This window comes from Streptomyces sp. NPDC088707 (assembly GCF_044752725.1).
Taxonomy (GTDB): domain Bacteria; phylum Actinomycetota; class Actinomycetes; order Streptomycetales; family Streptomycetaceae; genus Streptomyces.
Map to the genome: position 1 here is coordinate 560,784 of NZ_JBIVLV010000002.1, position 11,594 is coordinate 572,377.

At 72.6% G+C, this 11,594-nt stretch carries 11 protein-coding genes and 1 pseudogene; 3 read left to right on the forward strand and 9 right to left on the reverse strand.

What is annotated here, in order from left to right; all coding sequences use genetic code 11:
* Positions 1-149 precede the first annotated feature (149 nt).
* The 3 genes from ACIP84_RS09895 to ACIP84_RS09905 all read right to left on the reverse strand — a co-directional run bounded on the left by ACIP84_RS09895 (position 150) and on the right by ACIP84_RS09905 (position 2,544).
* Positions 150-1,178: a hypothetical protein gene (locus ACIP84_RS09895; RefSeq protein WP_401797113.1), complete on the reverse strand. Its 1,029-nt coding sequence runs from the start codon at positions 1,176-1,178 to the stop codon at positions 150-152.
* A gap of 229 nt (positions 1,179-1,407) precedes the next feature.
* The gene (locus tag ACIP84_RS09900; RefSeq protein WP_355958723.1) at positions 1,408-1,824 is read right to left on the reverse strand and encodes a hypothetical protein; all 417 of its coding nucleotides are present in this window, start codon (positions 1,822-1,824) and stop codon (positions 1,408-1,410) included.
* Positions 1,825-2,148: 324 nt separating this feature from the next.
* A complete protein-coding gene (locus tag ACIP84_RS09905; protein WP_401797115.1) occupies positions 2,149-2,544 on the reverse strand; it encodes a RidA family protein in 396 nt (131 codons plus the stop codon).
* A gap of 154 nt (positions 2,545-2,698) precedes the next feature.
* On the opposite strand from ACIP84_RS09905, the gene ACIP84_RS09910 reads away from it, so the two are divergent.
* Positions 2,699-3,673: a helix-turn-helix transcriptional regulator gene (locus ACIP84_RS09910; RefSeq protein ID WP_401796746.1), complete on the forward strand. Its 975-nt coding sequence runs from the start codon at positions 2,699-2,701 to the stop codon at positions 3,671-3,673.
* A gap of 266 nt (positions 3,674-3,939) precedes the next feature.
* Here ACIP84_RS09910 and ACIP84_RS09915 read toward each other — a convergent pair whose 3' ends face one another.
* The 4 genes from ACIP84_RS09915 to ACIP84_RS09930 all read right to left on the reverse strand — a co-directional run bounded on the left by ACIP84_RS09915 (position 3,940) and on the right by ACIP84_RS09930 (position 8,605).
* Positions 3,940-4,095 (reverse strand): hypothetical protein, encoded by a 156-nt coding sequence (locus ACIP84_RS09915; protein ID WP_401796749.1) that lies wholly within the window; start codon positions 4,093-4,095, stop codon positions 3,940-3,942.
* Positions 4,096-4,246: 151 nt separating this feature from the next.
* Positions 4,247-5,230 (reverse strand): serine/threonine-protein kinase, encoded by a 984-nt coding sequence (locus ACIP84_RS09920; RefSeq protein ID WP_355958717.1) that lies wholly within the window; start codon positions 5,228-5,230, stop codon positions 4,247-4,249.
* Positions 5,230-6,012, reverse strand: a complete 783-nt coding sequence (locus tag ACIP84_RS09925; RefSeq protein WP_401796752.1) for a hypothetical protein — start codon at positions 6,010-6,012, stop codon at positions 5,230-5,232. Before ACIP84_RS09925 ends, ACIP84_RS09920 begins: the two co-directional genes overlap by 1 nt.
* A 4-nt stretch (positions 6,013-6,016) precedes the next feature.
* On the reverse strand, positions 6,017-8,605 hold the full coding sequence (locus ACIP84_RS09930; RefSeq protein WP_401796755.1) for an FHA domain-containing protein: 2,589 nt from the start codon (positions 8,603-8,605) through the stop codon (positions 6,017-6,019).
* 103 nt (positions 8,606-8,708) lie between these two features.
* On the opposite strand from ACIP84_RS09930, the gene ACIP84_RS09935 reads away from it, so the two are divergent.
* Complete coding sequence (locus tag ACIP84_RS09935; RefSeq protein ID WP_401796758.1) at positions 8,709-9,377, forward strand: TetR/AcrR family transcriptional regulator; 669 nt, start codon at positions 8,709-8,711, stop codon at positions 9,375-9,377.
* On the opposite strand, the gene ACIP84_RS09940 is transcribed toward ACIP84_RS09935, so the two are convergent.
* Positions 9,341-10,147 (reverse strand): class II aldolase/adducin family protein, encoded by an 807-nt coding sequence (locus ACIP84_RS09940; RefSeq protein WP_355958710.1) that lies wholly within the window; start codon positions 10,145-10,147, stop codon positions 9,341-9,343. The genes ACIP84_RS09935 and ACIP84_RS09940 overlap by 37 nt on opposite strands.
* 147 nt (positions 10,148-10,294) lie before the next feature.
* Positions 10,295-10,678: pseudogene (locus ACIP84_RS09945) on the reverse strand (DUF3626 domain-containing protein); the annotation flags it as partial.
* Between the two features lie 163 nt (positions 10,679-10,841).
* Between ACIP84_RS09945 and ACIP84_RS09950 the strand changes: the two are divergent.
* Complete coding sequence (locus ACIP84_RS09950) at positions 10,842-11,510, forward strand: ThuA domain-containing protein (protein ID WP_401796761.1); 669 nt, start codon at positions 10,842-10,844, stop codon at positions 11,508-11,510.
* The last annotated feature ends 84 nt before the right edge of the window (positions 11,511-11,594 follow it).

Genomic DNA, 11,594 nt, shown 5'->3' on the forward strand with positions numbered 1-11,594 from the left:
GCGTCGGCTCCGGGACTCCGGGGGCCACCGGGGCGACCGCAAGGGGCCCCGGCCCCTTCGCGGCAGGGCCCGCGGGCAGGACCGTCAGGAACAGCCCGGTCCCGTGCCTCCCCCGTGCACGGGACCGGGCGGTGCGCCGTGTGCGTGCCCTACGCGGCGCTTTCCTCGATGCCCTCCTCGAAGCCCTCGTCGAACCCCTCGTCGAGGCCCGCGTCCGGCATCATGGCGCCGAAGAAGCCGCCCATGAGCTCCTCCAGGTTCATCTCGGTGGCACCGGCCGGGGCCACCGGCTTGGTGCCGGCGCTCATCTTCAGCACCAGGCCGAACTTCTTGACCTTCGCGTTCTCGGCCAGCTTGGCGAGGTCGACGTACACCTCGGTCAGCTCGCCGTTCTTGAGCGTGAAGTCGGCCGAGACCTTGGTGTCGGGGGTGTCCTTCAGGTCCTTGTCCGACGGCAGGTCCATGCCGGGCGGCAGGTCCTTGGTGAGCGGACGCAGCTCGCCGATGAGTTCCGTCATCAGGGTGCGGAGCGGCGCCGTGGCCGTGATGTGCTCGGTGCCGTCCTGGCCGCCGGCGGTCTTGAAGTCGACCTCACGGGCGATGACCTCGCGGAGGGCCTCCACGAGCTTCTTCTGGGTCTTGGGGTCCAGGGAGGCCTCCGGCGACGGCGTGGCGCCGGAGGCCTCGCCCATCCCCTCGGCCATGTCCTGGCCGGCCTTCTCCACGTCCTTGGTGTTGAGCTTGATCCACTCGCCGTCGAGCACCTTCCTGAGGCCCTTCGCCTCCGGCGGCAGCTGGTCGGCGGGCGGCATGGGCGCGCCCATGGCCTTGCTGAGGGACTCGACGTCGGACCGGACGTACATGTAGTCGCCGACGACCCGGTAGTCGAGGAGGTCACCGCCCGGGGTGCTGACCTTCACGGCCACACCGACGAAGTCCTTCTCCTCGGACTCGTCGATCGCCTTCTTCGACTCCACCGTGACGCTGATCTTCGCACCGCTGATCAGTTCCGCGGCCTCGTCGGGGATCTCGTCGCCGGGCTCCGGGTCCGACTCGGCGTCCATCAGCTTGACGGTCTTCGCGTCGACGTCCAGGTCCAGCTCGAAGGAGATCGACTTCTCCTTGCCCAGCTTCTCGAAGGCCTGGTCCAGCTTCTTCCCGGCGGAGAGCTGCTCCACCGTGCCGCAGGCGGCCGAACCCGCCAGGACCGCGCCGACGACTGCGGTGGCGGTGAGGGTCTTGCGTATGGCGGTGATGATGGTCTCCTCGTAGGTTCGATCACCGGCGTGATCGAACAGGAGACTCACCACTGCGCGGAATGGTTGCCCTGGTGTCCGTGTTCCCTGCGTCACCACGGTGGCAGGGGCTTCCGGAGCCCTTCCGGAGCCCTTCCGGAGCCCCGGGGGGTCAGGAGGCGACCCGTGTCACCTCGGTGATCCGGCAGGTGACGGGCTCGTCGACCTGGGTCAGGCTCTGCGCCCGCTCGTGGGCGACCTGGTCGGGAGCCAGGTGGGTGACAGCGGCGTGGGCCTCGCTCAGGCGCTCTCCCGACGCCGCAGTGAACTCCACGCCGATGACGTAGTCGCTCGCCTTGCTGCTGCGGTTGGTGATGTCCAGTTCGGCGTGCGGCCACTTCGTACCGGCGTCCACCTGGCACGCCGTGATCCTCACATCCCCCGAGGGTCCGTCCGGATCGTCCCGACCGGGGTCGTCCACCGTGACCACGAGGGCGATGACGCCGATCACGGCGAGCAGCGCGAGGCCGCCGAGGACGAGACCGACGACCAGACAGGTCCTCGACTTCCGCGGAGGCTGCGGCGGCACGCCACCCCAGCCTCCGCCCGGGGGAGGCTGCTGACCTCCCCAGCCTCCGCCCGGGGGAGGTTGCTGACCTCCCCGGCCTCCGCCGGAGGGAGGCGGACCACCCCAGGACGGGGGCTGCTGACCGGGTGTGACTCCCATGCCCGTCACCTTCTTCGAACGACTACCTCCACAGTGCTCCCGGAGAGCCGCGCGAGCAGGTCGACGAGCGCACGCGCGTAAGCGGACACGGGCGGCACCGGAACACCGGAACCGGTAGCGGCCAACCCGGGCCGCCCCCTCGTGCCGGGCGCGCCGGCACGAGGGGGCGGAGGCGCCGCAGTCGCGTCACGCGACGGCGGTGCCCTCGAGCTCGACCAGCTGGCCGGGGATCGCCAGGCGCGTCACCCCGAGCATCGTGGTGGCCGGTGCCACCCCGGCGGCGCCCAACCGGCCCGCCAGCTCGCCGTAGTGCTGGAAGAGCAGGTCGACGTCGGTCGTGTGGACGTTGAGCCGTACGAGGTTCGCGAGGGACATGCCCGCCTCACCGAGTACGGCCTCGACGTTGTCGATGCTCAGCGCCAACTGCCCCGCCATGTCGCCCTCGTGCTGGGGCTTGCCCTCGTCGCTCATCGCCGTCTGGCCCGAGACGTACAGGGTCCGGGTGTGCCCGGAGACGAGCTCACCCTGGTTGAACCCCAGCTCCACCGACCACGTCACCGGGTTGACCGCCGTTCGCTCCATCGCCACATCAGCTCCATTCGCTTCGTTCGACCCATGAAGATCCATGGGAGTACGTACGTCCATCGCCGTGGCGGCCGCCTGCTCCGATGTCGTGCTGACGAGCCTCCCAACAATTCACGACACCCTCGGTCATGTATTCCGTTAGCGTTCTCGCATGCGCGCCGACCGGCTGGTCTCCCTGGTGCTCCTGCTGCGTCAGCGCGGTCGCCTGACCGCGGACACACTCGCCCGTGAGCTGGGGGTGTCCACCCGTACGGTGCTGCGCGACATCGAGGCACTCTCCTCGGCCGGCGTCCCCGTCTACGCCGAGCGCGGCCGGCACGGCGGCTTCGCCCTGCTGCCCGGATTCCGGACCGAGCTCACCGGCCTGAACCACGACGAGGCCCTTGCCCTGCTGACCGCCGGACCGGGGCGCGGGGAACAGGCGTTCGGCCTCGGCTCGGCCCGCACCTCCGCCATGCGGAAGGTCCTCGACGCGCTCCCCGAGAACCACCGGACCGCCGCGAGCGACGCCGTCCAGCGCTTTCTCGTCGAGCCGGACGCGGACCTGCTCTCGCGGAGGGCGGCCGCCGACGAGGTCCCCGGCACCACGATGATGGAGGTCCGGCGCGCGGTGCTCGCCGGACACAAGCTGCGCATCCACTACGCGCCCACGGGCCGGGAACCGGAGTGGCGCACGGTGGACCCGATCGGCCTGGTCACGGTGCGGGACCGGGGCTACCTGCTGGCCACGCGAGCGGGCGCGGACCGTACGTACCGGCTGTCGCGGGTGCTGGCCGCCGAGGAGCTGGCCGAGACGGCCGAGCGGCCCGACCGGGTCGACCTGGACCGGATCTGGCGGGAACGCTCCGCGCGGTTCCTCAGCGACGGCCACCTCACCGTGCTCGTACGGGTGAACCCGGCCCGCCGGGAGGACCTGCTGGACACCGCGGTGGCCGTCCGAGCCGAAGAGCCGGACGCGGACGGCCGGCTGCGTCTGGAGCTGACCTACCAGGACGCACGGCACGCCGAATGGGCCCTGTGGCAGCTCGGCATGGACGCGGAGGCCCTGGCACCGCAGTCCCTGCGCACCGCCCTGCACGACCGCGCCACCGCACTGGCCGACCGCTACGGAGGAGCCTCGGCCTGAGGCCGGCGCCCCGGCACCGAGCCCCGGCGCCGCCTGACGGGCCCGCCCCCGACGATGAGGGTGCGCCGGCGGCCCGACAGGACGATGGAGGGTTGCTGCGAACTCATCGACGTGCTGGTGGTTATGCAGGCATCGACGCCGAGCTGCCGCTCCGGCACATGGACAGGCTGGTCGAGGTTACCCCAGGATCCTCCAGGACGGGGAACTGCGCGGCCTGGTCGAGGAAGCCCTCGGGTGTGCGAACACCCGCGCTCCGGCGGACACCGTCATAACAGGCTTCTGACGAAGTCGAAGAACCAGTTCATGCCGACGACCACGAGGATCGCGAGACCGATCAGGACCACGTAGAACCAGGAGCAGCCGCCTCCCGCGTCCAGCTGGTGCTCGTCGCGACCGCCCAGCTCTCCGTCGAACAGGTCCACGTTCGTCCCCTCTCCCCGCCCGGTCCGTTCCCGGCCCCCCGGCCCCTATGGACGCACTTTCGCACGCCCGGGTTCCGGAGCCGAAGGGGTCGCGTACTCAGGCGTGTACTCAAGAACGCGGGGCGGGTACCCGGGTGGTGGGAGGAACGGCCTAACGGTTCCGGAACATCGGCCTCGCCCACGCGGGCGGGTCCCGGGGCGGTGTCAGCGGATCCCGGCTCTTCGTCACGATCGGCCCGCCACCGCCCGTCGTCAGCGCCGCCCGCAGCTCGGCCACGAACTCCAGGCACGTCCCGTACCGCTCCTCGGGCGTCTTCGCCAGCGCCTTCGCGAACACCGCGTCCGCCGACTCCGGCAGCCCGGGGCGGACCTCGGAGAGCGGGGGCGGCGGGTCGTACTGCTGCGCCCACAGCACCGCCCAGTCGGTGTCACGGCGGAACGGCGGCGCTCCCACCAGCGTCTCGAACACCACACACGCCAGGCTGTACACGTCGCACCGGCCGTCCACCGGCTTCCCCGAGATCTGCTCGGGCGCCACGTAGTCCAGCGTGCCGACGAACTCGCCCACCGTGGTGAACCCCGTCAGCGACAGCGACTTCTTCGTCAGGCCGAAGTCCGTGAGGTACACGTGCTCCGGATGGTCCCGGTCCGTGCCCTCCGCGACCAGGATGTTGCCGGGCTTCACATCCCGGTGGACCAGGTCGTGGGCGTGCGCCGCGTCCAGGGCCGAGGCCACCTGTACCGCGATCCGCCCCGCCTTCCCGGGCGGCAGCGGCCCCTCGCGGTCCAGCAGGGCCACCAGGTCCTGCCCCGCCACGTACCGCATGGCGATGTACAGCACCCCCTCCGTCTCGCCCGCGTCGAAGACCGGCACGATGTGGGGGTGGTCGATCGAGGCGGCGACCCGCGACTCGTGCGCGAAGCGCCTGCGGAAGGTGTCGTTGCGGGCCAGCTCGGGGGCGAGCAGCTTCAGCGCCACCGTCCGGTCGAGCCGCAGATCCCGCGCCCGGTACACGACCGCCATCCCGCCGCGGCCGATCTCGCTCTCCACCCGGTAGCCCGCGATCTCCTTGCCGAGGAGTCCGGAGGGACGGCCCGCCGGCAGCTCCGGTTCGTCGCGCGGCGCGCCGGTCATCACTCCTCACCGGCCGTTCGGCGCGGCGGGCGCTCCACGATCTGGGTGGGCGGCGGCGCCGCGGCCGGGGCGGGGTCCGCCTTCGGCTGCGGCACGGCCTGGGTCGGCGGCGGTCCGGCGGCCGGCGGCGGCTCGCCCCGCAGCACCACCTGGGTCGGCTCGTGGTCGGGGGGCGCGGCGGCAGGCTGATCGCGACCTTTCGCTCGGGCTGCCTCCGCGGGCTCGTCGCGGTGCGCCGCGTCGACGGCCGGGGAGACCGGGGACGCGGGGGAGGCGACCGAGGGCGCCGACGACGCCGCGTACGTACTCAGCCCCACCCCGTCGCAGTACACCCACCGCTCGTGCTCCGCGTCGTACAGCCACACCGACTCGCCGTCGACGACCATGCCCACCCGCAGCCCCCGCGTCCGCAGCCGGAAGTTCTCGCCGTCGAGGCGCCCCGCCCCCAGCTCCTCGGCCGCCCGCCGGTAGCGGCCGAGCGCGTCCTCGGCACGGGCGATCAGCGGGCGCGGGTCGGCGGTCCTGGTGAGCGGCTGCCCCGCCGCCGGCGGGTCGTCCGGGACGGTGACGAGGAGCCGCGCGTCGACCCAGGCCGTCCAGCCGTTGGAGCAGAGGACCCGCCCCCAGTCGCCGGCCCGCTCCTCCAGACGCACCGGCAGGAACGCGTCGAGCGGCGTCGTGGGCAGCCCCGGATCCGGCCCCTCCCAGGTGTCGAGACCGTCGCGCGGTACGACATGGGTGGGCCGGAAGTCCGGCACGTACTCGGGTACGGGGACGCTCACGGGCCTACCTCCGCATGACGACCGGCTCGTGGCGGCGCAGCAGCCGCGCCACGACCAGGCCGATGACGAGACAGAGCACCACCATCATGCCCATGTCGAACAGCCAGGCCGCCGCCGTGTGGTCCATCAGCGGATCCGCCGTCTTGTCGCTCGGCGAGACCGTCCCGATGTCGACCGTGGCGCCCATCGCCGCGAACGCCCACCGCGACGGCACCAGCCACGCCAGCTGCTCCAGGACGGGCGTCCCCCGCACGGTCAGGAGCGCCCCGCAGAACACCACCTGCACGATCGCGAGGAGGACGAGCAGCGGCATCGTCACCTCCTCCTTGCGGACCAGGGCGGAGACGAGCAGACCGAGCATCATCGCCGTGAACGAGAGCAGCGCGACGGCGAGGGTGATCTCCACGAGCGGCGGCATCAGGACACCCTTGCCGCCGGGCACGTTCAGCGGGACGCCGATCAGGGCCACCAGGGTCAGGACGACCGCCTGGACGACCGTGATCGCACCGAGGACGACCACCTTCGAGGCGAGGTACGCCGAGCGGGACAGGCCGACGGCTCTCTCGCGCCGGTAGATCGTGCGCTCCTTGACCAGTTCACGGACGGCGTTCGCCGCGCCGGTGAGGACACCGCCCACACAGAGGATGAGCAGGACGTTCAGCGTCGACTCCTGGTTGAAACCGCCCTCGGACAGGGCCCGGGCCATCGCGCCCATCACGAACGGCAACGCGATCATGATGGCCAGGAAGGTGCGGTCGGCGGAGAGCGCCGCGGTGTACCGGCGGACGAGCGTCCGCAGCTGGGAGCCCCAGCTCTGCGCCTTCGGCGGCGGGGCCGGTTCCCGCTCCACCGGGGCGGGCCCCGGCACGGGGACGTTCGGGCGGGCCGTCGCGTCGGCGACGTAGCGGCGGTGGAAGCGGGAGGACCGGTACAGGCCGGCCCAGTCGCGGTCCCGGTCGTTCTCGAAGGCCTCGAAGGCCTCCGGCCACTCGTCGAAACCGAAGAAGCCGAGGGACTCGGAGGGCGGCCCGTAGTAGGCGACCTTGCCGCCCGGCGCGAGGACGAGCAGCCGGTCGCACACGTCCAGGCTGAGCACGCTGTGCGTGACGACGACGACCGTCCGGCCGTCGTCCGCGAGCCCGCGCAGCATGTGCATCACGGACCGGTCCATGCCCGGGTCGAGGCCGGACGTCGGCTCGTCGAGGAAGAGCAGCGACGGCTTGGTGAGCAGTTCGAGCGCGACGCTCACCCGCTTGCGCTGGCCCCCGGAGAGACTGTGGATCGGCTGCTGCGCGCGCTCCACGAGCCCCAGTTCCCGGATCACCTCGTCCACCCGGGCCCGCCGCTCGTCCGGCTCGGTGTCCTCGGGGAAGCGCAGCTCGGCGGCGTACCCGAGGGCCCGGCGCACGCTCAGCTGGAGGTGCAGGATGTCGTCCTGCGGGACGAGCCCGATGCGCTGCCGCAGCTCGGCGTAGTCCCGGTACAGGTCACGTCCGTCGTAGAGCACGGTGCCCCGGTCGGCGGGGCGCTGCCCGGTGAGCGCGCCCAGGAGCGTCGACTTCCCGGCGCCGGACGGTCCCACGACCCCCAGCAGGCACTTCTCGCCCACGGGGAACGACACCTCGTCGAGGAGGGTCTTGCGCCCGTGGTCGACGGTGACGGCGAGCGACTGGACGTCCAGGGAGACCTCGCCGGTGTCGGTGAACTCGACGAGCTGCCCGCCGATGAGACAGAACGCGCAGTGGCCGACACCGACGATGTCGTCCGGCGTCACACGGGCGTCGGCGACGGGGGCGCCGTTGAGGTAGGTGCCGTTGTGACTGCCCAGGTCATGGATCCAGTAGGTGCCGTCGGGGTGGGCGCGCAGCTCGGCGTGGTGTCGGGAGACGACGAGGTCGGGGACGACGACGTCGTTGTCGGGGGAGCGGCCGATCCGGATGCTGTGGGCGGGCAGTGGCCGCACGGACGTCGGCTGCCGGAAGGTGCCGGTGGCGGCGGGGTGCGAGACCGAGGAGGGCCGGGGCGTCGGCGTGCTCCGCGGGGTGACGAGGTCGGGGGGCACGGGGGAGGGCGCTGCGGGGGAAGGCGGCGCGGGGGCGGGCTCCGGGTCCGGCCGGCCGGCCGGTGCCGGTTCGGGTGCCGGTTCGGGGCGGGGCGGCGCTTCCGGTGCCGGTTCGGGGTGGGGCGGCGCTTCCGGTGGTGCGAGCGGCTGCGCGTCCGGCTGTGCGCCCGGCTGCGCCATCGGCATCGCCTCCGGGGCGGCCGGGGTCGCTCCCGACGACAGCACCGCGCGCGGTCCGTCCTCCGGATGGCCGAACCGCACCACCGTCCCGGGACCCACCTCCCGCGGTCCGGCCACGCGCAGGCCGTCCGTGAAGGTGCCGTTCGTGCTGCCCTCGTCCGCGAGGGTCCAATGGCCCGCGGGGGCGCTGAGCACCGCGTGGTGCCAGGACGCGCGCGCGTCCGCGAGCACGATGTCGCTGGTGGGGTCGCGCCCGATGCGATAGACACGGCCCGGAATCATCCGGGTCGCGTCCCCGTCGATCTCGAGGACCAGATCGGGCGCCGCGGGCACGACGGGCCGCTCTCCCATGCGTGAATATTATCCGCCGGTGGTCATCCCCGCCCGGGATGAGGCCGCCGGTAGGGTGGTCGTCCGCCGCGGGAAGCGGCCCAGGACGAAGGAGGAGGCGCCCGTGCCGAAAGGTGTCACCAGGCGGCGGCCCCGTACCCGCGCGGCGCTGCTGAAGGCCGCCCTGGAGACCTTCGCGGAGCACGGCTTCCACGCGACGACGATCGAGCAGATCTGCGAGCGCGCCGGATACACGCGGGGCGCGTACTACTCGAACTTCGCCAGCAAGGAAGAGCTCTTCCTCGCCCTCTTCGACGAGCACAGCGACCGCACCGTACGACGGCTCGCCGAGTCGATCGACGCGTTGACCGCCGAGGAGTACACCCTGGCCCGGCTCGCGGAGCTCGCCGCCAGGGTCGAACCGGACGAGCGGGACTGGTACCTCGTCACCACCGAGTTCACCCTGCACGCCATCCGCGACCCGCAGGCCGCCTGGGTGCTCGCGCGCCACGACGCGCGGCTGCGGACCGAGATCGCCCGCGGGCTCACCCTCGTCCTGCGCCGCGCCGGGCGCGAACTGACCGTGGACGCCGACCGGTTCGCGCGCCTCCTCATCGCACTGCGCGAGGGCGGACTCGCGCAGAGCTACGTGGAGCCGGCGGAGCTGCCGCCGGGCAGCCTGGAGCGCCAGTTCCTCGCCCCGCTCCTGGAGGTGTCGACGCGGCAGATCCCCGGCGCCGGCACCGAGGACGAGGCTCAGTCGAAGAGGTCCGGGTCCGAGGCCGTGATCTGATCCCACAGCGGGCGCGCCTGGAACCAGCCGGCCAGATGCCCGCCGATCTGCCCGCGCGTGAGCAGGGCCGTCTCCCGGTCGATGTGCTGCGGCGTGCCCGCCGCCATCGCGAGGAGCTGCGCCTGACAGGACCGCTCCATGGTGACGAACCACCACACGGCCTCGGCGACGGACTGCCCGACGGTCAGCAGCCCGTGGTTCTTGAGGATGACCGCCTTGTGGTCGCCGAGGGCCTTGGCGACCCGCTCACCCTCCTCGGTCTCGTTGACCACGCCCCGGTAGTCGTCGTAGATCCCGTGGTCCTCGAAGAAGGCGCAGGCGTCCTGGGTGATCGGGTCGAGCGGGATGCCCAGGCTGGAGAAGGCCTTGCCGTGCAGGGAGTGCGAATGCGCGGCGGCGACCGCGTCGGGCCGGGCGGCGTGGACCCGCGAGTGGATGACGAACGCGGCCCGGTTCACGGGCCTGCGCCCCTCCAGTACGGTCCCCTCGTGGTCCACCAGGATCAGGTCGGAGGCCTTGATCTGGCCGAAGCTCATGCCGAAGGGGTTGACCCAGAAGGCGCTCGGGTCGCCGGGGTCGCGGACGGTGATGTGCCCGGCGACCCCCTCGGAGAAGCCGAACCTCCCGAAGATGCGGAAGCCGGCGGCGAGTTGCTCCTTGCGGTACCGGCGTTCCTCCTCGACGGAGTCGAAGGTGGGCGGCAGCGGAAGGACGACCCCTTCGGGCAACGGCCCGACGGCGGCGGCGAGCGCGGGCGGCACGGTGCTCATGACGGCTCCTCGGTGAGCGAGTGGGGCGCGGGTGGGGCGCGGCGCGCCAAAAGATACAGAGATGTATCCGATACGACAACGGATCGCGCGTGCACGGCGGGGCAGGCGCAGCGCACCGCGGAGTGCGTCGGCGTCGGCGTCGGTCGGTCAGGTCTCCGGCGCGCCGAAGCGGGCCAGGCAATGCCAGACCTTCTTCACGTCCTGCGGGTCGTACCGCCCCGAGCCCGCCGCCTCCTGCACGATCCGGGGATCGAGCCGGCCGTCGACCGCGATCCGGGCGCCGAGCTCCACGTACTCCTGCCCCCGGAACCCGGGGTGCCGCCGCAGTTCGTCGACGGACAGGCGGAATCCGCCGTGCCACTCCACCGGGCACGGCAGGCGCCGGGCCGCCGCCTCCACCTCCGTGCCCCGGTGGCTGGGGTCCAGGACCAGCGCCTCCACATCGCGCGCGATCCGGACCGGGCCGTGGATGTGCGCCTCGACGCAGTCGTCGAGCAGGTCCTGGTCGTCAGCCTCGGCGCGTGCGATCAGGGTGGTGGGTCCGGGTGTGCCCCTCGGCGTGGATCCGTCTCATCGGGGCAGTGTGACGGAGGCCGGGGGTTGCGGCCCGGGGTTTTCGATGGCTACGGTCGACCCCGTCCAGAAAGCGCTTACCCCATCGCCTGTTCGCCACCCCCGTCCCCTGGAGCCCCGCGTGCCCACCCCGGACGTCCTGATCTACACCCGCACCACGGGCTATCGCCACGACTCCATCCCCGACGGGGCAGCCGCGCTCACGGAGCTGGCGCACGGCCTCGGGTGGAAGGCCGAGTCGACCGAGGACCCGGAGGTGTTCACACCCGGGCGCCTGGCCGAGTGCGCCGTCGTCGTCCTGCTGTCCACGACCGGGAACGTCCTGACGCCGGAGGGGCGCGCCGCCCTGGAGGCGTACCTCAGGGGCGGCGGCGCGCTCCTCGCCGTCCACGCGGCGGCCAACGCCGAGCCCGACTGGCCCTTCTACGGCGAGCTGCTCGGCACCCGCTTCGACGGCCACCCCGAGATACAGCCCGGCGTCGTCCTCGTCGACGACCGCGACCACCCCGCGACGGCACCGCTGCCGGACCGCTGGGCCTGGACCGACGAGTGGTACAACTTCACGTCCGACCCGCGGGGCGACGCGGGGTCCGGGGTACGGGTCCTGGCCCGGGCCGACGAGACCTCGTACCGGGGCGGCACCCACGGCGACGACCACCCGCTGGTCTGGTGCCGGGAGATCGACGGCGGGCGGGTGTTCTTCACCGCGCTCGGTCACGCCTCGGAGACGTACCGCGACCCCGCCTTCCGCGCCCATCTCTCCGGCGCCCTGACCTGGCTCACCGCCTAGAGACCGGCCGCCGACGCTCACCGCCTAGAGACCGGCCGCCGACGCTCACCGCCTGGAGACCGGCCGCCGGCGCTCACCACCCCG

Coding starts and splice junctions, on each gene's coding strand:
- ACIP84_RS09905 (WP_401797115.1), bottom strand. CDS start 2,544: ATGGAGCGAACGGCGGTCAACCCGGTGACGTGGTCGGTGGAGCTGGGG.
- ACIP84_RS09940 (WP_355958710.1), bottom strand. CDS start 10,147: ATGAGCACCGTGCCGCCCGCGCTCGCCGCCGCCGTCGGGCCGTTGCCC.
- ACIP84_RS09920 (WP_355958717.1), bottom strand. CDS start 5,230: ATGACCGGCGCGCCGCGCGACGAACCGGAGCTGCCGGCGGGCCGTCCC.
- ACIP84_RS09930 (WP_401796755.1), bottom strand. CDS start 8,605: ATGGGAGAGCGGCCCGTCGTGCCCGCGGCGCCCGATCTGGTCCTCGAG.
- ACIP84_RS09910 (WP_401796746.1), top strand. CDS start 2,699: ATGCGCGCCGACCGGCTGGTCTCCCTGGTGCTCCTGCTGCGTCAGCGC.